The organism is Streptococcus sp. FSL L8-0526, from assembly GCF_038007145.1.
Lineage (GTDB): Bacteria > Bacillota > Bacilli > Lactobacillales > Streptococcaceae > Streptococcus > Streptococcus thermophilus.
Genome location: NZ_JBBOWP010000002.1, coordinates 1 through 20,684, shown reverse-complemented (window position 1 = coordinate 20,684; position 20,684 = coordinate 1). Strand labels below are relative to the sequence as shown.

The 20,684-nt window shown below is 38.7% G+C and carries 18 protein-coding genes, 1 other RNA gene and 2 pseudogenes; 5 read left to right on the top strand and 16 right to left on the bottom strand.

Going from position 1 to position 20,684, the window contains the following annotated elements:
• Window positions 1-52 precede the first annotated feature (52 nt).
• Entirely contained in the window at window positions 53-298 is a 246-nt protein-coding gene (locus tag NSQ85_RS07285) for a YneF family protein (protein WP_179972593.1), read from the bottom strand.
• 458 nt (window positions 299-756) lie between these two features.
• Between NSQ85_RS07285 and NSQ85_RS07280 the strand changes: the two genes are divergently transcribed.
• Window positions 757-1,080 (top strand): TetR-like C-terminal domain-containing protein, encoded by a 324-nt coding sequence (locus NSQ85_RS07280; protein WP_232087351.1) that lies wholly within the window; start codon window positions 757-759, stop codon window positions 1,078-1,080.
• 29 nt (window positions 1,081-1,109) lie between these two features.
• Here NSQ85_RS07280 and NSQ85_RS07275 read toward each other — a convergent pair whose 3' ends face one another.
• Window positions 1,110-2,363 (bottom strand): diaminopimelate decarboxylase, encoded by a 1,254-nt coding sequence (locus NSQ85_RS07275; protein WP_179974210.1) that lies wholly within the window; start codon window positions 2,361-2,363, stop codon window positions 1,110-1,112.
• A gap of 187 nt (window positions 2,364-2,550) precedes the next feature.
• On the opposite strand from NSQ85_RS07275, the gene NSQ85_RS07270 reads away from it, so the two are divergent.
• Both NSQ85_RS07270 and NSQ85_RS07265 read left to right on the top strand, forming a co-directional pair.
• On the top strand, window positions 2,551-2,889 hold the full coding sequence (locus NSQ85_RS07270; protein WP_179974209.1) for a hypothetical protein: 339 nt from the start codon (window positions 2,551-2,553) through the stop codon (window positions 2,887-2,889).
• Window positions 2,890-3,281: 392 nt separating this feature from the next.
• Window positions 3,282-3,560, top strand: a complete 279-nt coding sequence (locus tag NSQ85_RS07265) for a hypothetical protein (RefSeq protein WP_024704175.1) — start codon at window positions 3,282-3,284, stop codon at window positions 3,558-3,560.
• A 110-nt stretch (window positions 3,561-3,670) separates the two neighbouring features.
• Here NSQ85_RS07265 and NSQ85_RS07260 read toward each other — a convergent pair whose 3' ends face one another.
• The 3 genes from NSQ85_RS07260 to NSQ85_RS07250 form a co-directional block, all read right to left on the bottom strand.
• Window positions 3,671-4,360 carry a Bax inhibitor-1/YccA family protein gene (locus NSQ85_RS07260; RefSeq protein ID WP_024704174.1) on the bottom strand — a complete coding sequence of 230 codons (690 nt, stop codon included), beginning with the start codon at window positions 4,358-4,360 and terminating at the stop codon, window positions 3,671-3,673.
• Window positions 4,361-4,383: 23 nt separating this feature from the next.
• Complete coding sequence (locus NSQ85_RS07255) at window positions 4,384-4,857, bottom strand: HDIG domain-containing metalloprotein (RefSeq protein ID WP_037623183.1); 474 nt, start codon at window positions 4,855-4,857, stop codon at window positions 4,384-4,386.
• A 131-nt stretch (window positions 4,858-4,988) separates the two neighbouring features.
• Entirely contained in the window at window positions 4,989-5,726 is a 738-nt protein-coding gene (locus NSQ85_RS07250; RefSeq protein ID WP_340781577.1) for a TrmH family RNA methyltransferase, read from the bottom strand.
• Between the two features lie 102 nt (window positions 5,727-5,828).
• Here NSQ85_RS07250 and NSQ85_RS07245 point away from each other — a divergent pair, with 102 nt between their 5' ends.
• Complete coding sequence (locus tag NSQ85_RS07245; protein WP_179974207.1) at window positions 5,829-6,107, top strand: acylphosphatase; 279 nt, start codon at window positions 5,829-5,831, stop codon at window positions 6,105-6,107.
• 86 nt (window positions 6,108-6,193) lie between these two features.
• Window positions 6,194-7,111, top strand: coding sequence for a membrane protein insertase YidC (gene yidC, locus NSQ85_RS07240; RefSeq protein ID WP_179974206.1), 918 nt, complete (start codon window positions 6,194-6,196; stop codon window positions 7,109-7,111).
• A 54-nt stretch (window positions 7,112-7,165) separates the two neighbouring features.
• Here yidC and NSQ85_RS07235 read toward each other — a convergent pair.
• The 11 genes and pseudogenes from NSQ85_RS07235 to gpsB all read right to left on the bottom strand — a co-directional run.
• Window positions 7,166-7,745 (bottom strand): annotated as a pseudogene (locus NSQ85_RS07235) (IS3 family transposase); the annotation flags it as partial.
• 315 nt (window positions 7,746-8,060) lie between these two features.
• A complete protein-coding gene (greA, locus tag NSQ85_RS07230) occupies window positions 8,061-8,543 on the bottom strand; it encodes a transcription elongation factor GreA (protein ID WP_179972591.1) in 483 nt (160 codons plus the stop codon).
• Between the two features lie 82 nt (window positions 8,544-8,625).
• Window positions 8,626-10,599, bottom strand: coding sequence for an endolytic transglycosylase MltG (gene mltG / locus NSQ85_RS07225; RefSeq protein ID WP_340781576.1), 1,974 nt, complete (start codon window positions 10,597-10,599; stop codon window positions 8,626-8,628).
• 99 nt (window positions 10,600-10,698) lie between these two features.
• Window positions 10,699-11,190 (bottom strand): annotated as a pseudogene (locus NSQ85_RS07220) (GNAT family N-acetyltransferase).
• 60 nt (window positions 11,191-11,250) lie between these two features.
• Window positions 11,251-12,579, bottom strand: a complete 1,329-nt coding sequence (murC, locus tag NSQ85_RS07215) for a UDP-N-acetylmuramate--L-alanine ligase (protein WP_340781573.1) — start codon at window positions 12,577-12,579, stop codon at window positions 11,251-11,253.
• A 26-nt stretch (window positions 12,580-12,605) separates the two neighbouring features.
• Window positions 12,606-13,322 (bottom strand): hypothetical protein, encoded by a 717-nt coding sequence (locus NSQ85_RS07210; protein WP_179972588.1) that lies wholly within the window; start codon window positions 13,320-13,322, stop codon window positions 12,606-12,608.
• A 155-nt stretch (window positions 13,323-13,477) separates the two neighbouring features.
• Window positions 13,478-16,573 (bottom strand): DEAD/DEAH box helicase, encoded by a 3,096-nt coding sequence (locus tag NSQ85_RS07205; protein ID WP_340781571.1) that lies wholly within the window; start codon window positions 16,571-16,573, stop codon window positions 13,478-13,480.
• Window positions 16,574-16,682: 109 nt separating this feature from the next.
• Window positions 16,683-18,545, bottom strand: coding sequence for a cell division site-positioning protein MapZ family protein (locus NSQ85_RS07200; RefSeq protein ID WP_340781570.1), 1,863 nt, complete (start codon window positions 18,543-18,545; stop codon window positions 16,683-16,685).
• Window positions 18,546-18,547: 2 nt separating this feature from the next.
• Window positions 18,548-19,714: a THUMP domain-containing class I SAM-dependent RNA methyltransferase gene (locus NSQ85_RS07195; RefSeq protein WP_340781569.1), complete on the bottom strand. Its 1,167-nt coding sequence runs from the start codon at window positions 19,712-19,714 to the stop codon at window positions 18,548-18,550.
• A 149-nt stretch (window positions 19,715-19,863) separates the two neighbouring features.
• An RNA gene (gene rnpB, locus NSQ85_RS07190) (RNase P RNA component class B) lies at window positions 19,864-20,232 on the bottom strand.
• A 15-nt stretch (window positions 20,233-20,247) separates the two neighbouring features.
• Entirely contained in the window at window positions 20,248-20,580 is a 333-nt protein-coding gene (gpsB, locus tag NSQ85_RS07185) for a cell division regulator GpsB (RefSeq protein WP_011680702.1), read from the bottom strand.
• Between the last annotated feature and the right edge of the window lie 104 nt (window positions 20,581-20,684).

Below are 20,684 nucleotides of genomic sequence, written 5' to 3'. Positions count from 1 at the left end.
TCCCCTTACATTACAAGTAAAAAGCTGAGATTCACGTCCCAGCTCCCCACCATTATTTTTTCTTGCTATCTGCAAGTGCTTGTTTTTGTTGTTTAATAATCTGATTATATGTTTGACGCACTTTAGCTTCATTAGGCTTTTGGCCTGCTGCCGACATCATTGTACGAACAGCGTCCACATTCAAACGAGGATTTTCAGCTAATTCTTTCTCAATTTGTTTGCGGGAAAAATATGCGCCTCCGTAGAAGCCACCCAAAAGGGCTACAAAAACAAGAATAATCCAAAGGACGGTGTTCATAAATTTAATTCTCCTATAACGTTGATTTACCTTATATTATAGCAAAAATAGGCCTTACTGACAAATAAGACGTTAGTTTCTTAACGAGTCTGCCAAAAAAATTACTTCTCTAAAATACTGATAAAATGAGAGTTTCAGCTTCTTTTGCTTACAACTACGAAATACTTGTAAGATTTCAGGGAAAAATTAGGTTTTTATATAAGTCTTGAAATTATTATGTTTATATAAAGGGGCTTACTTATGCTAAAGGAAGCAACTATTTCCAAACAAAAAAATTGTCAATGCATTTACTGAACTCTCAGAAGAGAGTTCACTCGAACAAATCAACACCATAAACATCATCAAAAAAAGTAAATCTCAGCAGACCAACCTTCTACTACTATTCAAATCAAGATAACTTGGTTGAAACTACCTTATCTAAGATTTTAGATAAAGTTTCAAGTATTCTGCAAAAGTATATGACCTATCAAAAAGGTGTTTTAACCGAGATGCTACGATATCTTAAGGAAAATCATAAGCTCTGTCGCAAATTAATGACACATACTCCAAACATCAATGAATTGATTTGTGAGTTCATTGTCGAGACCATCCTTAACTCTGATATTGAAAATGTCACAGAACTTATGGAAAGAAGCTATCATATTCCAGTCAAGTATTCTTCGGAAGTTTACGTCATTACCATTGTTACCATTTTGGCACTCTGGCTAAAGGAAGGCTGCATTGAATCTCCAGAAGGGACGGCCAATATACTTCTTGAAGCAATTATTATTAAAGCAAAATAAGCTAGACCTCCTAGGTCTAGCCTTTTTTGTTAAATTTCAAAATCAAATCCATCAAGTGTCGCAAAATAATCATTCATAGTCTCTGCACGACGAATCATTCGCGCTGTTCCATCTTCTTGATAGAGGATTTCTGCCGAACGAAGACGGCCATTATAGTTATAACCCATTGAAAAACCATGGGCACCAGTATCATGAATAACCAAGGTATCCCCAATACGAGCCTCAGGCAATTCACGGTTCTCAGCAAACTTGTCATTGTTTTCACAAAGCGAACCTGTGACATCAACCACTTGAATATCACCATTTGGATTAGACATATTAGTAATGTGGTGGTAGGCATCGTACATTGCTGGGCGAAGCAAGTTAACTGCAGAAGCATCAACACCAACATAACGTCGATAAGTATCCTTAATATGGAGAACCTTAGTAACAAGGAGTCCGTGTGGCGCTGTCATGAAACGACCAAGTTCAGTGTAAATACTGATGTCCCCAAGATCATTTGGAACAAGGATTTCATCAAATTTAGTATGAACACCTTCGCCGATAGCAGCAATATCGTTTTGCTTGTTCGCTGGCGTGTAGTCTACCCCAACACCACCTGATAAGTTGATAAAGTCAAGGCTGATACCAAGCTCATTCTTGATTTCTACAGCCAATTCAAAGAGTTGAGCAGCCAAGGTTGGATAGTACTCATTCGTTACTGTATTTGACGCCAAGAAGGCATGCAAACCGAATGATTTCACCCCTTTTTCTTTAAGGTAGGCATAACCTTTGAAAAGTTGCTCCTTAGTCATCCCAAATTTAGATTCTTCAGGATGATCCATAATATCTGTACCAAGTGAGAAGACACCACCTGGGTTAAAGCGTAAAGAAAGCGTTTCAGGAAGCCCTGCAGACTCTTCCAAAAAGAAAATATCTTCGTAAGCATCAAGGTTAATTATCGCATTGATATCACGCGCGTAAACAAATTCTTCTGCTCGTGTATCATTAGACGTAAAACTAATAGCAGTACCATCAAAACCAATTTTGTTACTCATGACAAGCTCTGTATCAGTCGCACAATCTACACCGCACCCTTCTTCCTTCAAGATTTTGAGAATTGCTGGATTAGGTGTTGCCTTTACTGCAAAGAATTCTTTAAAACCAGGATTCCATGAAAAGGCTGCATTGACTGCACGCGCTGTTTCACGAATACCTTTTTCATCGTAAAGGTGGAAAGGTGTTGGAAATTCTGCAGTGATTTGATCGAGTTTATCCGCCGTAATAAAGGGTGTTTTTGTCATTTTATTCTCCATTTTTTACAATAGTAACCTTATTATAGCATAAGAAAAGGCTTGAAACCCAAATTTCTAATAATCTCAAGGGATATTTCATAATACAATAGACGTATAACCTTAATGAACTAATGGGGATTATATATAAAAAAAATATCTTTATTCTGGGGCGATTTCTCTAATAGCTGTCTTTACATTGTCAGCATGTGCCAAACCAAAACTCGATGCTAAGCTTTCTGTTAACGCCATTGTCTATATGTCCAGAAGAGCCCTAAAACTTAAAGATAATCAGACGTTGGTTGAAGCCTCACTCAAACTTGAGCAAATTTCTGAAGATATGAAAAATGAGCTAAAAACATCTGCTAAACAATTTTACCTCAAAGATGAGGATGGTAAAAAAGTCACAGCAACTAAGATTGACAAAGATGACCTACCTACTCTCTTCACCAAAAATAATAACATAGAGAATGCTACAGATGACTTTGGAAAAGTTGAGGCTAATGACTACAAGACCAGTCTCTCTTTTTCGAAATGAACAACGATTAAAAATATAAACTCTATTTTAAATCAAAAGATGAAAAGACAGAGGGGCAGACTGTTTTAACTAGTCCAAAAAAATTTCGATGGTCAAACAACTACCAATGTTAAAAAAATGTTGATGCTTATTTCAACGCAGTTCTTCTGGGTGGAGAAAGTAAAAATTACAATAAATTTGTTTCTACTGACTTAGACAAGGCTAAGAGTGAACTTAGTCAATATTTCTCAGATAGTCTTCAATATAGCTATGATGAAACTGATCATATCAAACCAACTGGAGATGAAATTTCAAAAGTTTTCGGATGGACTCAAACTTCTAACCGTGAACGGGGTAGTTACTCTGTTGACAACATTTTCGTTACTAAAGATAAAACGGAGTTTAACATTGACATGTCAACTATCAGTATGAAATCTGCAGATGATGCATATGCGGCTAACCATCCAAGTCTTATTGACGATCTTAAAAACCACCTACAAAGCAATGGTGCTAACGCTGGAAATCGCGACCAATTGACTAGACAATACTGCATGGAAACTTATTTACCTAATTCAATCAAAAAAGTAAGTCCATTAGTAGCAAAGACAGACGAAACAAATATCTTTAAGGATTGCTCAGTTGAACTCACTAAAAAAGACGATAAGTGGGCCTTTTCCGACAAAGATGGCTAGGTCGAAAAATGAGATTACTATCTACTCTCCTACACCTATACAGGTCAACAAGAAACAATTACAAAAAACGTTAAACACAAAAAAATCAGCCGAACGGCTGATTTTTTAAACTAGTCACGCCTTGCAAAGATTCGCAAGATATTCAAGAACAAATTAATAAAATCCAAGTAAAGACTAAGCGCCATAGAAACCGCCCATCCATCTGTGACTTGACCATTAGTACTATAATAAACCTTTTTAATTAACTGATTGTCATAAGCAATTAAACCAGAGAAAATGAGAACCGATACAATACTAATCACAAAACTCATCGTGCTACTTGCAAAGAAAATATTAACTAAGCTAGCCACAATGATTCCAATCAAAGCTGCCATAAGGAATTTGACCATTCCTGACAAGTCACGCTTAATAGAAACTCCGATAAGTGCCATGACAAAGAAGACAATGGCAGTACTTAGGAAAGCTTGGAAAACAATAGCTTGCGTATATTGAGCGATGATAAAACTAAGTGTAAAGCCATTCAGAGCGGAATAAACTAAGAATAAAGGCAAAGCCGCAGGCGTATTTCTTCGTGCAGCACCACTAGCCAAAAAAACCAAGGCTAACTCAATAAAAATAGCTGCCATATAGATCCAAGAATAATTCATGAGAATGTTGACAAAAAGATGAGAGAGAGGGAATAACATCAGATAAGAAATGACTGCTGAAAGCCCTACCCCAATACCAACAAGGCCATAAACCTTCCCAAAAAAGCGATTTAATCCTGCATCACTAGTTGTATAAATTGCATTTGATTTCATAAATATCTCCTGAGTTTAATAAATTAATTGTGTTTACTTTGTAGAGTCTTGCGACGGAAAAACTTAGTATCTTTAATACGATTTCGTAAAGGTGTCACTGCTTCTTTAACAGCCCAGTACTTATCCACCATGGTAACGATATAAGATTCCTTATACTTCGGCGGTGCAATAGTTGCTCCCCACATATGTTTGAGGATGATATCCTCTTCTTTTTTGTTTAAATTAACAAGCTTTCTAGCATTACGAACAGCAATCCGTGGATGCACCCAAGCGTGACTCTTATTAAATTTGGTTACTCGCCAATCATAATAGAAAAAATCATGCAAGAGACCACCTCGGGCAGTGCTCTCAGCATCCCAACCTAATTTTTTTGCAATCTTGTAGCTGGTGTAACTAACATTAACCGAGTGTTCCAAACGTGTCGAATGATAATGTTGGACAATCCCATCCAATTTTTGAAAACGTGGGTGTGAAATTAAATGTCCAACAACTTCCATGAATTCTTTATCATCTTCTGGTCGATTCACAATAATACCTCACGAATGTTTCTAATACTTCTTCATTATATCACTAGAGCTTAAATTTATTTTAAAAGGCGAATGTTTTTCAATAAAATCATCCTTAGGACCTAGAGACTAAACATGAGAATCCCTGCAGCAACAGCAACATTAAGACTCTCTGCCTGGCCTGGCATGTTAATATGTACCAGTTGATTAGCGGACTCAGCCATTTCCTTACTGATTCCCTGACCTTCATTTCCCATCACTAGGGCAAAATTACCGTCTGTCTTAACTGCTTTATAGTCAACGGAAACCTCTGAGAGAGTCGTTGCTAAGACTGGTAAATCTTGTTTTTTACAAGTTTCAACCATCTCAAGAATCGGTCCACGGTAGATTGGCAGATGAAAATGACTTCCCTGCATAGAACGTAAGGTCTTCTGATTATAAATATCAGCGGATTTATCTGATAAAAAGACCCCATCATAATCTGCAGCATCTGCTGTTCGAATCATTGTCCCAACATTACCAGGATCCTGAACATCCTCCAAGAGCAGATACTTCCCTGAAAGAGAGTCTGGCAAAGCTTGAGTTTGTTTAGCAACTTCTGCAACAATCCCTTGAGGCGTCTGAGTTTCACAAAGCTCCTTAAGAACCTCCGGACTAACCAACTTAACCTTAGACATATTAGCTACACGGTCAGCCATCTCCTCAAGCACAAAAATTTGAAGAATATGCGCACCACTTACCTTTGCTTCCTCGAAGAGATGCCATCCTTCTATAAGATAACTGGTTTTACGGTGCTTGCGTTGCAACAATTTTCTAGCAGTCTTGATACTAGCATTTTGCTTTGATTGAATGACTTCCATACACTCATTATAGCAGAAATTTCTTGATAAATCTAGGACTTGACCGACTTTATAGTAAGGATTATACTGAAAGAAAGAGTTTTCAAAAGGAGGTCATGGACCATGCAAAAAGTAAGATTATTAGTCTCAGGAAGAGTCCAAGGTGTTGGTTTTCGTTATTCAACCTATGCATTAGCACTCGAAATTGGAGATATTTACGGTCGAGTCTGGAACAACGATAATGGAACTGTTGAAATTCTAGCGCAATCAGATAAACCTGCTAAGTTAGCTAAGTTTATCCAAGAAGTTCGAAAAGGACCTTCAAAATGGTCTAATGTTACCTATGTTGATGTAACCATGGCTAACTTCTCAAATTACAGTGATTTTCGCGTGGCAAATTAAGATGATGCCTCCGTTTTTAGCTTGTTCTCTTCCTTAAAAAAGGGTAAAATAGAAAAGTATAACTAAAAAACAAAAGGAATGATATTGTGAATAAAATTCAAAAACGTCTAGCCCTTATGGGGCTTGCTGCCAGCATGCTTCTCTTCCTATCAGGATGTGTGAGCCTTGATAAGTCTGGTAATCCCACTGGCTGGGTCTGGAACCTACTTGGTCGTCCTATGAGCCACGTCATCACCTACTTCGCAAACAATCTTGGTCTGGGATTTGGTCTTGGTATTATCTTCGTAACTATCATTGTTCGTTTGATTATATTACCACTTGGTCTTCACCAATCTCGTAGTGCAGCCTACCAATCAGCAAAACGTGAGTACCTAGCTCCTATCTTGGAACCAATCAACGAACGTTTGCGTAACGCTAAAACTCAAGAAGAAAAATTGGCTGCTCAATCTGAACTCATGCAAGCTCAACGTGAAAACGGTCTTAGCTTGATGGGCGGTATTGGCTGTCTTCCTCTATTGATTCAGTTTCCATTCTTCTCAGCGCTTTACTATGCAGCACGTTACACTCCTGGTGTACTCAAGGATGACTTCCTCTGGTTTAACCTCGGTGATCGTGACTTCCCATTGATTATCATCATTGCCGCTCTTTACTATTTCCAATCTTGGTTGTCTATTCAACAAGTTCCTGAGGAGCAACGTAAGCAAATGGCGGCGACTATGTACAGCATGCCAATCATGATGATTTTCTTTGGTATCAGCTCACCTGCAGCCGTAATCCTTTACTGGTTCGTTGGTGGTATCTTCTCTATTATCCAGCAGTTGATTACTAACTATATCATCAAACCTCGCTTAAAAGAGAGAGTTGCTGAAGAGTTCAAAAAGAATCCTCCAAAAGCCCCTCGTACAACACCAAACAAGCGTAAAGATGTTACTCCAAAAAATACCCAAGCAATTGCAAATAAAGCCAAAAAAAATCGTAACGCTGGTAAGCAAAATCGTAAATAGGCTACAAAACACTCTTGGAAGAATATACTGATTCCAAAAAGTTAAACAACTAATTTATCCAAAGGATTTGGTTCTGTATTGCACAGGACTGAGTCCTTTTAGTTTTACCTTAATGCGTTTGTTTGTTGTTATAATCAATATAGTCTATAATAGCTTGTTCCAATTGCTCAAGTTAGTGAAACATCTTCTTGTAACCATAAAACATCTCAGACTTAAGAATGCCAAAGAAGGACTCCATCATACCATTGTCTGGACTATTTCCCTTACGTGACATGGACGGTTGGATCCCTTTATTCTCTAAAAATGATGATAGAAATCATGTTGGTATTTCCATCCTTGGTCACTATGGAGAATTGTATTTTCATAATGCTCCTATGTTCAAGGCTTGTTCCAACATCATTTTTACTTGTGCTAAGTCGGGCGACGTAGAAAGATTATAGGCGATAACTTCGCTATTAAAACCATCTAAAACTGGTGATAGATAGAGTTTTTGGTTGCTTGCTGGAATAGCAAACTCTGTCACACCTGTGTAGCACTTTTCCATTGGTTTGGATGCTTCAAACTGCCGTTGAATAAGGTTATCTGCTTTCTTGCCAACTTCTCCTTGGTATGAAGAATACTTGCGTTTACGCCCCATTTTAGGTACTCTCCCTCTTGTCTTCTCAATTCATATATTTGAACTTTATCTTCATAAGCTAATTTCATAATAAAACACCCCAAAAGGTAGATTGTTTCTGTCTAACTTTTGGGATTTAGTTCAAAAAACTTCAAGAGTGTCTTCTTATAGATAAACTAAGACTAATCTAGCTCCTAATATCTCTGGTAACTAAAAAGGGAGTGAGACAGAACAAATGTTCTGCCTCACTCCCACAAAGATCAAAAAGCTACTACATCATGTAGGTATTTCGATGTTTATTTAAATACTAGACAATTTTGTCCTAACATTTGCTTAGGATGTTTTTTCTACACTAAGGATTTCAACAGAGTAGCTACCTGCTGGTGATTCGATAGCTACTTTATCTCCAACTTTCTTACCAATTAAGGCTTGAGCAATTGGGCTTTCATTTGAAATTTTACCTGAGAAAATATCAGCACTGGCTGCACCAACGATATGGTAAGTATCTTTGTCGCTTGTACCAACTTCTTGCACAACAACTGTTTTACCAATCGCAACTTCGTCATTAGCAACAGCATCACTATCAACGATTTCTGCGTAACGAATCTTTGTTTCAAGAATTTGAATTTGACCTTCAACAAAGGCTTGCTCATCTTTAGCGGCCTCATACTCAGAGTTTTCTGAAAGGTCACCATAAGAACGGGCAATCTTGATGCGTTCTACAACTTCCGGACGACGTACGAGTTTGTACTCCTCCAATTCTGCTTCAAGTTGTTTTTTTTCTGCTAGGGTCATTACATATGTTTTTTCTGCCATTTTTTTCTCTTTCCTATTTTTAGCCAGTTGGTTTGAAATCAAACACAGTAGTCGGTTACTGAATTTTAATTAACCAATCAGACTATTTATCTTTTAGTTTGCTATTAATATAAGTTTCAACATTATGCTGGTGCTCTTCATAGCTCTCAGCAAAATAGACATTACCAGTTGATACATCCGCCACAAAGTACATGTACTTGGTAGAAGATGGATTGATGACCGCTTCTATTGCCGACAGACTAGGACTATCTACAGGACCAGGCATCAACCCTTTATGAACATAATCATTATAAGGGGAGTTAATATTCGTATCAATCGTTGCATCTTCTTTCAAGGTTATTTCTTGACCAAGTTTTCCAAGAGCATAAAGAACCGCGACATTACTTTGCAAGGCCATGTCTGAATTAAGACGATTATAGAAAACGCTAGCAATGTTTTTACGGTCATCATCAGTTGCTCCCTCTTTTTCAACAAGAGAAGCTAGAGTCAAGATTTCATTAACGTTGTGGGTACTTGATGAAATGGTTGCATAGTATGGTGATAGATGGGTATCCATCGTAGATAGCATTTCCTCTGCCAAAGATTCCACCGTCGTATCGTCATGAATATTATAAGTCGCTGGAAACAGATACCCCTCTAGGACATACTTAGCATCTGTAGAATTCGGAAGGTTTGCCAACAAGGTTGGGTACTTCGCTTTCATCTTAGTAATGAAAGCATCATCCTTCATAAGTCTCAAGAAGTCTTTTTCCTTAAGTCCAGTAGATGAATGTTTACCTTTTTTAGCTGATGAATTAACTTCAACCGCCTTGGCGATTTCCTCAATGGTGTATCCTTCTTTAACCAAGACTGTACCCAGAGATGGTTCCTGAGGCTTATCACTTCCTTTTTTCTGAAGTGCCTCAATAATTTCATCCATAGTCATACTAGGCTGAAGGTTATAGTAACCACTTTTTAGATTTGAAATGTTCTTAAACTTGGTATAGTAATTAAAGACTTTACCAGATTTAATGACACCAGCTGATTCCAACAACTGACCGATGTAACTGCTACCTGAATTTTCAGGAATTTCAACACTAATAAACTTAGTCGACTTGACATCTTTTGCACCAACTGCATCACTAACATATCGATAACCAAAGAATCCAGCTAATGATAAGATAAGAATCAAGAAGACAATGATATTTCTTGCAATTCGTCCTGCACGACGATTATTTTTATCGCGTTTTTGATTGCGGTTGGAGCGTGAAATCGGTTCTTCGTTGATGATTCCGTCCTGTTTAACATCTTTTGGCGAAGACTTTTTCTTCTTCACTTTCTTACGTTTCTTTTTGTTAGATTTTTCAGAGTCTGCTAAAGCAATACTCTCATCACCCTCTTTGTCATCAGTTACTAGATCTGACTGAACCCTTACTGGTTCAGAGTGATTACTTACTATATGATGTTCCCGCAAAAATGCTTCTTTTTGACGTTCTGATGTCATCTTGGACACCAATTCTTTAGGATTCGTGTAGATAGATTCTTTAGCCTTAGCTTCAATAAGCTCCTTAGCAACATCTGCAGGAATATATTCTTCCTTTGATTCCGCGTTAAGACTAGTTTCCCAAACTGGACGTTTAAAACGACGTTTCAATATTTCAGTCTCCTGAGGAATACTTAAATTTTTCTCCTTATCAACTTGCTCTTTAGGACTTGATATTACGTTTGAATGGACATCAGGGGCTGAAGAATCAGCTTGAGAATTAGAAGACAAGTCAACACTATCTTGAAAATCTCGAACCGTCTCAGAAGTCATAGTTTTAGCTATAGCACTATGAGCAACAGAATGAGAACTCAAATTTTGGTTACTTACTTTATTTGACGCTGATCCAGAATCTATTGCATGGCTATCAGCTGACATTGAAAGTGGTGTCTCGGGCATAGTTGCACTTTTTTTATGCTCCTCCTCACGAAGAGAACGGAGCCGTGTCGCTTCTTGTAAATCTCGAAGAATCTGATTTTTAAAGCTTAGGCTATCTTCAGCAGATTCCGAGTATTCATTATGCTTGTCCGTCAAGGCATACCTCCTCTATAGTAACAAACGCCATTATATCTTAAAAAGTCAGTTAATGCAAATCAATTGGTTCTTTGTCACAGTAACGTGACACTGGTATTGCTAGCCTTCTGGGTTCTCCCAGACCATATTATACCAAATACTACCGCCTTGGTTTGATTTGGACTCACCTTCGTCAATGAAACCATTCATCTCATAGTAGGTAATCAGGTAATCATGACAAGTCAAGCTAATCCCTTGACGTTTTTGAGCAATAGCCAGATCTTTAAAAGCTGCAATCAAGGATGTTCCAACACCTTGCCCTTTAAAGTCTTTGGAGATAGATAAACTAGTAACCGCGATATAGCCTCCATGGCTAGCATTAGGAGTTACCTTGTAGAACAAGTCATCTGTAAGATAACGTTCCGAAATCACAGGTCCTTCGATATAACCAGCTACAGTGCCATCAATTTCAGCAATTAGGAAAGTATCGCAAATTGTCTCTAAACGCTCTGCAAGAGCCTCTGGTGTAGCAGCCTCTTCAGGCGAAAAATTATCTTATTCGATACGAACAACATCAGTCCAATCATTCGTTCTAGCGTGTCGAATAATCATCTAAAATTCCTTTCTATCCAAGAGAAAGAGCCGAGCGAAATCGCTACAGCCCTTAATATATTACATGTGGGTTTGCAAGCTTGCTAGGAGCTCTTCGAATGAACGTTCATAAAGTTGGATGTCCCCAGCTCCCATAAAGACATAGACAGCATTGTCATGGTCAAGGAGAGGTGAAACATTCTCAACTGTAACCACTTTGGCAGGTTTATTGATCTTAGCGGCAAGATCTTCGACCTTTACATCACCATGGTCAACTTCACGCGCAGAACCATAAATTTGTGCCAGGTAGACAGCATCCGCTTCATTTAAAGCCTCAGCAAAGTCATCAAGAAGAGCAATGGTACGGGTAAAAGTATGTGGTTGGAAAATAGCAACAATCTCTTTAGATGGGTAATTTTGACGTGCTGCATCTAGTGTTGCAATAATTTCAGTTGGGTGGTGAGCAAAGTCATCGATGATAACAGTATCACTAATAATTTTCTCTGTGAAACGACGTTTAACCCCTGAAAAAGTTTTTAGATGTTTAGCAATTAAATCCATGTCAAAACCAGCTACATACAAGTTAGCAATAACCGCAGTTGCATTCAAGATATTGTGACGACCGTAAGCTGGTACATGGAATTCCCCTATGATTTGTCCATCATGCTTCACCTTGAAGTTAGACCCCGTGGTTGTACGAATAATATCTGTTGCCATGAAGTCATCATTTTCTTCAAATCCAAAATAATAGATTGGTGCATTGGATGTAATTTTACGGAGGTTAGAATCCTCACCGTAAACAAAGAGCCCTTTTTGTACTTGCTTTGCATAATCATCGAATGCCGAGAAAACATCATCAATACTTGTAAAGTAATCTGGATGGTCAAAGTCAATGTTAGTGATAATTGAGTAAGCAGGATGGTACGGCATGAAATGACGTTCATATTCATCTGCTTCAAAGACAAAGTATTGCGCATTGGCAGAACCACGTCCTGTTCCATCACCGATAAGGTATGACGTATCTGTGATGTTTTTCATAGAGTGTGACAAAAGTCCTGTCGTAGAGGTCTTACCATGTGCACCAGCCACACCGAAGCTAGTGAACTGATTCATGAAATGACCCAAAAATTCATGGTAACGCTTGAACTTATAACCATTTTTAATGGCATAAGCAATTTCAACGTTGTTATCTTCCCGAAAAGCATTCCCAGCAATCAATTCAACATCTTCAGTGATGTTTTTTTCATCGAAAGGAAGGATTGGAATGCCCGCTTGCTCAAGACCACGTTGAGTGAAGTAGTATTTTTCCACATCGGAACCTTGAACCTTATGTCCCATTTGATGGAGCATCAAAGCCAAAGCCGACATACCAGATCCTTTAATTCCAATAAAATGATAAGTTTTTGACATAGTTTCTCCTTGCAATCAAACTGCTATTAATTTGCATCTTCTAAATGCGTCAAATTTAGTTCTTGAGCAATTCGGTGTTCACGGTGAATTTGACGTTCTGGGTAATTATAAATCTGGCTATGTTTCAAGAAGTCATAGCTATTTTTCTTGACGTTCTTACGACATGGATTACTAGGTTGTTGATAAGTCGGAGCCACTTCTGCCAAGATATAAGTATCTTGTTTCAGACGATTTGCCAAGTGATGGATTTTTGAGTGTTTACCATTAGGTGCTAATGTTCTCTTAATAGCACTTACAGGAGCTCCCAAGATAGACGCCGTCATTGGCTCCTTATCCGTCGTTACAGCAACTGCCTCAACAGTAGCCTCAAAGCTTGGCTTATTTTCTACCTTAGGCTTAGCAGCTAGTGAACGGATATTCGTAGATTTAGTTGATTGAACTTCTTGGCGTAGGTATTTTTTGTGTTTATCACGTACGTCACGCTTCGCCTTTTCACGGGCTTCTTCAGCATAAGTCATTCCATCCTCTTGTGTTTCAGCTCGGTCTGGAGCCTGCTTACGTTTATGAGGATTAGCTGACAAGAAATCATGGTTCAGCAAGGAATCGTTATAGTCCTTATCCTGATAAGGACCACGGATATTAGTGATTAAATCTTCATTTTCGTATAGACGCATAGGGATAGGGTCTTGCAAGCAAGATTCTCCGTCCGGAATCAGCGGAAATTGTCGTCTTTGGCGATACATAAAAGACTTCCTTTCATTTTCGAGATGATGCGTATCTTAATATAAACAATCGGGAATGGGGAGATACGTCTTGCAATATTCTATTATAGCCTAATTCAAAAGATTTGCCTAGTGTCATTTTTATATCTTAGTATTCCAATATTAAATATAACAGATTAAGATATTGCAATACCAAGAATTTCTTTAATATCCTCAACTGTCATGCTAGCACAGCTTTCATTGCCATCTAATACTGTTGTAACGAGATTTTTCTTACCTTCTTGAAGCTCAAGAATCTTCTCTTCGATAGTACCTCTTGTAATCAAACGGAAAACTTTGACATTTTGTTCCTGACCTATACGATGAGCACGACTAATAGCCTGCATTTCCACCGCTGGATTCCACCAAAGGTCAATCAGAATAACTGTATCAGCACCAGTCAAGTTGAGCCCTACCCCCCCTGCTTTTAAAGAAATCAAAAAGGCATCTCGACTCCCCTGATTGAAGGCTCTGGTCATCTCCTGACGACTATCAGATGGGGTCGACCCTGTTAGCTTATAAGAGGAAATACCTAACTCTTGTAAAAGTTCCTCTGCAATATCTAACATCCCACGAAATTGTGAAAAAATAAGGACACGATGGTCTGATTCCTTAATTCGACTAAGTAGGTCTCTAAGACTATCTAATTTTCCACTGTCACCAGCGTAATCCATAAAGAGGGCTGGCGTGTCACAGATTTGGCGTAAGCGGGTAATTCCTGACAAGATTTCCACCCTACGACGATTGATTTCCTGATCACTTGCTGAAATTAAACCTTGTTGCATTTGTTGCAATTGTGCTAAATAAATAGACTTTTGACTATCCGACAATTCACTTTGGTGCGTAATTTCAATCAGGTTCGGTAAATCAGGAAGAACCTCATCCTTTTTACGTCTAAGAATAAACGGAGTAATGTACCGTGCCACTTCCATAGGTGTTAGCTTAAGAAAAGTTTTCTTAGCTGGTAAAAGCCCCGGTAAAACAATCTGGAAAATAGACCAAATCTCCGACAAATGATTTTCAATAGGTGTTCCAGATAGAGCTAGGCAATGCGGAACAGAAAAATCACGTAAATATTGAGCAATCTTCGTCTGAGTATTCTTCATGACCTGTGCCTCATCTAGAATGAGGTAATCATACTGACCAGCCTTATAAACATCAAAATCCTGACGGAATGAAGCATAGCTAGTAATAATAATCTGATGATCTTCTGCAATGATCTCATCACGTTTTGGCTTAAGTCCATAAGAAACTGCTACATCTAACTGAGGAGCAAATTTTTTAAACTCATCCTGCCAATTGTAAACTAAACTCGATGGCGATAGAACCAAGACTCGTTGTCCATCCTCTAAATGTGCAGAAAGATAAGCAATGGTCTGTAAAGTTTTCCCCAACCCCATATCGTCGGCTAAAATACCACCAAAACTATAGTGATGCAACATTGATAGCCATTGAACTCCTCTTTCTTGGTAAGGACGAAGGTCAACTTCTACCTGATAGGACGGCAAGTCGAACGTTTCTGGTTTTCTCAAATGTTGCGCTAGCTGTTGAAAATCTTCTGAAAAACGAACAGAATCATTTTCTGAAAGAGAGTCCATCAATTGATAGGCAGCTAATTGATGGAGTTCTAGATGCCCTTGCCCCGAATAACGGGCCCTCAAAGTTCTTAGACTCTCATTGATACGTTGTGTCCCCTCATCAAAGACAATCAACTGACCACTACGATTAACAAAGTAGGGCGCTCTGGCCATCAAAGCTTCTAAAGCATGATCCACATCCTCATCATTGAGACTTGAAAAATCAAACGAAATATCTAATAGATTTCCTTGACGCTCTACCTGAATTTGTGGACTCTGTTCAACACGTAAATCACACAACTCCTGTCCAATAAGAACTGGCCCTGCATTTTCAAAAGCTGGTAGGGTATTTATAAAGAAATCATAGAGCTCTTGATTGCTATTTAAGCGTTTAGATGACTGAAAATCAGGGGTAAATCCATGTTTAACCATCAAACGAAAAATAGCCTGTTCATGACGATAGTTACTAGTAAAGCCTAAATGACTTAACTCATAACGATTATCCACAACATATCCATCAAAATCAAAAGCCAATGTGAGCACAACCTCGCGTTCACCTTTCAAATCAAAGTGAAATCTCGGGGTGAAATCTTTGATATTAAACGCTTTTGGGGCTTTAACCGGTCCCATAGTCTTAAAATCAGAAAGACTAGCAGCTAAGATAGCTTGTTCTTCTAGATTAAAACTGACATGTTTATTCAAATCGCTTCCGATAGGGAGAGAACGTAAGCCAAGCAAAATTTTTTGCTGTTTTCTATTAAGACGATAGAAAACACCCTGATAAAAGATAATACGATTATTAAAAAATGTTTGGCTATTTTTTTCAGTAACAGTCAATTCAATCATTTTGGGCTCAACACAAATATCAAACGAGAAAAGATTGGCTTCAGCAGTCAAGTCCTCTACCAAAAAGCAGCGATATTCAATACCTTCCCATTCAAACCTGAAGCCATCCAAATCTTGCATCAACCTCAATCCCTCCTCAAAAAAAACATAGGGGAGACTAAAGTGTCGTGCATTATTCGGTAAAATAAAGGTTAAATTTGTTTTGGCTTCATCTGGAATCATCCGTCCTAAAAAGTCTAAAAATGCTTGTGAAGCCTGGTCAAACTGAATGAGTGATAGAGGTTCATAGTAATTCTTACCTATCTGATAATAGCCTTCAGTCTCTATAATCTTGAGGAAGGCTGGGATATCTCGAATAACGTAAGAACGTTCGTCTGGTAATCGACGTAAACGTAAACTCCACCAAATCTCTGAACCAAAGGTAGATTCCTCTCCCTCTACCGTGAGGCTATATCTAACAGTATCATCCTCATTCAGAGAAAGGCCCTCTAAAAATAAACCACCAAAAGAACGCCCCCGATCTTGGTCCTGGGCGGACTCTTGTTTCTCCTCTAATTTTGCTAAGAGATACTGGCCCTCCTTAGCATTTTTTAGATAATACTCAACCGCTGCTAAATGGGAGCAATAGCCTTTTTGAGCGAAAAAATCACAGTCACACATGATTTCAGGATCATCGAGTGCATAAATTAAATGATGTTGGCCAACTGTCGTGTCCAACTGAGTTTCTGAGACCTGATTAATGGCAATTAAACCCTTTTCAAAAAGTTTAATCCCCTCATTACGGACTCTACCCGGCATCAATTTCGCCATAGTATTCACCCCTATCTTATCCCCCTATTATAGCACAAAACTCTTATAAACTCGGACTTCACAAAGATAAAACAAAAAAACACTCCCTAGGGAGTGTCGTCGATTTTTATCAATAATCAAGTTTATCTGCGTGACCTGAACCATTACCTACATAGTAACCTGTCTTACAGTTGATACTAAAGAGATAAGTTCCATCTGGAAGGTACATGTTGTAGTAACCATTTCCGTTGATGATGTTGACTGGCTCAAGGATAAAGTTATCTCCCGAGAAGTACCCACGTGAGTGAGATGTTGCAATAATCTTATCAAGAACACCATTAGCCCAAATCCAAGCTGGATTACTTGTATCCGCTACTACGTTTGCATTATAAGGCACACGAGAGCGATCACGTTGAAGGATAGATGGATTGTAATTCATGATGCCACGTGTCACAACTGTTGAAGTTGCAGCTGTACCACTAGAAACTCCACCAGCCGCACCTGTTACACCTGAACTAGCTGCTCCAGATGTGTTAGCTTCCGAAGGAGTAGCAGTATTAACACTTTCAGAAGCTGTCGCTGCAGACGTTGTACTTGCAGCCTTATCCTTTTCTTCAAGCTGCGTTTTACCGCCCTTAATGACTTCTTGGATAATGCTATCAAGACTAGCATTGCCAGTATTTGTTACACGTTCTGAAAGATCATTAAATTTTGCATCAGATTTAACTGAGGTAGAGGCATTATAGCTACCGTCTACAAGAGCATCTGATTCAAACTTACTATTGACTTTTTCAATAGCTTCGATTTGTTTCTTCAAGTTATCGTATTTGGTCTTAGCTGCATCATAATACTTGGTTTTTTCCAATTTTTTAAGTAGTTTTTCCAAGTCTGATAGCTTACCAAATTGATCATTAGCTAGTTTTGTTTGCTCATCATCTGTGAAGAAATTCTTATACATGTCTTCGAAGGCTTTATTATCAGAAGCTGATGCGCCCTTGCTTGATGATGATATCACTGCTGAAGAAGCAGTGCTTGTAGTTTTCGCAGATTGGCTATGTGTTGCTTTATAAAGAGCATAGCTCCCACCAATTATAGCTAGAGCAAGAACCGTGAGAGCACCGATAACAACACCCTTACGGCGATAAACTGGAATATCACCATCAAAGACACCTTTATGAGATGGAGAAATAGACCCTGAAGAGATTTTATCTTCTGCTGATGGACGACTAACTGTCATAGACACTTTTGGTGTCGCTTTTGCTTCATCAGCTTTAACTCCTGTTGCACCAGCAACTGTTGTGGCAATAGCTTCTGAGTCGATTGTTTCTGAGACTTCAACATCTTCCAACAGAGGTTTAGAAGCTTGTGGTTCAGAAGCCTCGTCATCAGCAGGTAAAGTACTTTCTGGTTCCGGATCATCAACATTGTCTACCATAGCAGTGTTATCAACTTGTTGATTAGTTGAGGTAGTCGTCGCAGCAAGGGCTTCACCAAGATCGAATTTTTCTGTTTCTGACGTGATAAAACGATCAGCATTAGTTGATGTTATGATGGTTTCAGAGCTTTCACTTTCTGGTTTCACAGTGATTTCAGAGTCAACAGGAGCTTGAGTATCATCTGCCTTAGTTTCAGTTGTGCCAAAACCAGATGTAATAGGTGTTACTGTTTCGTCAGCAGTCGTTGAGTTAGTTGACTCATTAGCCAATGTTTGACCAATCAAACCTGAATCAGCAAATTCCTGACGTTGCTTTTGAATGAAGGCATCCAAGGGTGATGTATCGCCATCTGCTTCAATTTTCTTTGAAAATTTTTGTGGGGTAATTTCTTCACGATGTTGCTTAATATACTTATCCAAAATACTATCTGTTTCGGTCACACCAGCATTAATCTCAGCTTCTTTGCGGACAGCCTCACCGACTGTCATTTCCTTGGCATCTTGGAAATCTAACTCTTGGCTTTCTTCATAGCTGTTTTGTGTTTTATCTTCAGACACGTTTAATTTACCTTTCTAGCCTCAGAACGGCGAACACGCTCTCCAAAATATTGATACAAATCAACGCGAAGTGTTCCGTTATAAAGCTTACGTTTTTTATCAGCTTTCATGCCGTATTTACTTTCAAATTGTTCATCACTGGTCAAGATAAACTTGCTCCACGTTTTAAGGGGCGCAAAAGTTTGACCCATTTCATTATACAAGATATCCACGGCCTTGTCATCCAACAAGCGCTCCCCATAAGGAGGATTTAAAATAATGACACCGTTTATTTTATCTGTTTTCAAGTCCTGTAAACGCATTTGTTTGAATTTAACAACATCTTCAAGACCAGCTTCGCGAGCATTAGCCTTAGCAATCTCAACCATACGGCTATCAATATCACACCCCATAATGTCTAATGTAACATCGTAATTTGCCTTACTATCAGCTTCATCTCGTACTGACTGTACTAAATCTTTACCCACCCAATTCCATGCCTCAAAAGCAAAATCACGATTAAAACCTGGTGCGATATTCATTCCAATCATAGCAGCTTCAATACAGAAGGTCCCCGAACCACAAGTTGGATCAATCAAAGGTTTGTCAGGATACCAGTTGCTAAGTTCAAGAATAGCAGCTGCCATATTTTCTTTAATAGGTGCCCCACCTTTATCAGTACGATAACCACGCTTAAAAAGACTATCGCCTGTAGTATCAATTAAAACAGTAGCCTTATCCTTTAAGATTGAAACTTCAATCTTAAATTCCGCACCTGTTTCTTGAAGAGGTACTCCTTCCGGACGGTGAAAATACTTCTGTAGTTTTTTAACGACAGCTTTTTTAGAAATCGCCTGAACAGACGGCTCATTATGAAGCTTTGATTTAACACATTTAGCTTTTGAAATTGGGAACTTTGCACCTAAGGGAAGATAATTTTCCCAGTCCAAAGCAAAAACTCCCTGAAAAAGCTCCTCAAAAGTACGTGCTGGAAACTCACCCACCACAATCTTGATACGGTCTGCAGCTCTCAACCAAAGGTTAGTTTCAGCAATTGCACGAACATCACCTTGGAAACGAACCTTACCATTTTCAACCTGGGTCTCATACCCCAACTCACGTAGTTCACGTCCAACCACAGCTTCAAGTCCGGCTGCAGCAGTTGCAACTAATGTAAATGTTTCTTTCATTGTCATCCTTTTACCTAATTATTACGAGTACAAATTTCCATAAGCTATAGCTTATTATTCACTCTTGCCCTTAGATGGTAGACGCAAAAGAGACGATTCTTGCTAAAAGAAGGCTGAGACATGTGTCCCAGCCCCACCTATATGCAATTTTCTATAAGCCATGTTCTGTTCCAGAAGTGACTAGGTAACCACTTCCTTCGATAATCATCTGTCTACTGCATAGCAGTCAGAATGGTCCGTTCGTTTCCGGCCATCCCGTGCCCCTACCAAAGTTTGGGTTGCTAGCTTGAGGGGTTTACCGCGTTCCACTTTTTAGGTTTCCCTAAAAACTCCGTCACTGTGGCACTTTCAGAGCTACTAAAACCTATCCGAAGACTTAGCCGGTTCGCTCGCCGTAACTTGAAAATCAAGTCCCTAGGCTTATTGATTCACCTAGCACAAACACTACTGGCATCACAGCCAGTGCTAGCATGGACTTTCCTCATGGAAGACTTGCAACCATGCGATTATCCGAAAATTGCACAAAACCAGTTTTATTCGACGATTTGTTTTCCAAAGACCTCTTTTTCCAAACGACTGATACGTTTTAAGATATCATAGTTTGAAGCCGAAGCAATATTGCCAGTGGCATGTGATGGTTCACTTGTCGCACTTGCATATGCGGGACGGCTTGCAGAAGCCGATGTCACCTTAGCCTTCAGTTTTGCATTTTCTTCTTGCAATTCCTTAACTAGAGCAATGTAGACAGTGTAATCTTGGATCACATCATCTAGAAACTCATCAACTTCTGTTTTATCGTATCCACGCATGCTTGTTTTAAATTCTTGTTCGTAGATTTTCTTGGGCGTTAAATTAATCTTAGCCATTATTCTTCTCCAATACTTGTCTTATCTAACTTACTAATACTTTACAGTCTATTGTTTTCATGATACAGAAAAAAATATAAAAATGCAAGTTTAAAACGCAATTA

Bases quoted from the DNA above. Each gene is read 5' to 3' on its own strand.
- NSQ85_RS07285 (WP_179972593.1), bottom strand. From the start codon at position 298: ATGAACACCGTCCTTTGGATTATTCTTGTTTTTGTAGCCCTTTTGGGT.
- NSQ85_RS07280 (WP_232087351.1), top strand. From the start codon at position 757: ATGACCTATCAAAAAGGTGTTTTAACCGAGATGCTACGATATCTTAAG.
- NSQ85_RS07275 (WP_179974210.1), bottom strand. From the start codon at position 2,363: ATGACAAAAACACCCTTTATTACGGCGGATAAACTCGATCAAATCACT.
- NSQ85_RS07265 (WP_024704175.1), top strand. From the start codon at position 3,282: ATGTCAACTATCAGTATGAAATCTGCAGATGATGCATATGCGGCTAAC.
- NSQ85_RS07260 (WP_024704174.1), bottom strand. From the start codon at position 4,360: ATGAAATCAAATGCAATTTATACAACTAGTGATGCAGGATTAAATCGC.
- NSQ85_RS07255 (WP_037623183.1), bottom strand. From the start codon at position 4,857: ATGGAAGTTGTTGGACATTTAATTTCACACCCACGTTTTCAAAAATTG.
- NSQ85_RS07250 (WP_340781577.1), bottom strand. From the start codon at position 5,726: ATGGAAGTCATTCAATCAAAGCAAAATGCTAGTATCAAGACTGCTAGA.
- NSQ85_RS07245 (WP_179974207.1), top strand. From the start codon at position 5,829: ATGCAAAAAGTAAGATTATTAGTCTCAGGAAGAGTCCAAGGTGTTGGT.
- greA (WP_179972591.1), bottom strand. From the start codon at position 8,543: ATGGCAGAAAAAACATATGTAATGACCCTAGCAGAAAAAAAACAACTT.
- murC (WP_340781573.1), bottom strand. From the start codon at position 12,579: ATGTCAAAAACTTATCATTTTATTGGAATTAAAGGATCTGGTATGTCG.
- NSQ85_RS07210 (WP_179972588.1), bottom strand. From the start codon at position 13,322: ATGTATCGCCAAAGACGACAATTTCCGCTGATTCCGGACGGAGAATCT.
- NSQ85_RS07205 (WP_340781571.1), bottom strand. From the start codon at position 16,573: ATGGCGAAATTGATGCCGGGTAGAGTCCGTAATGAGGGGATTAAACTT.
- NSQ85_RS07195 (WP_340781569.1), bottom strand. From the start codon at position 19,714: ATGAAAGAAACATTTACATTAGTTGCAACTGCTGCAGCCGGACTTGAA.
- gpsB (WP_011680702.1), bottom strand. From the start codon at position 20,580: ATGGCTAAGATTAATTTAACGCCCAAGAAAATCTACGAACAAGAATTT.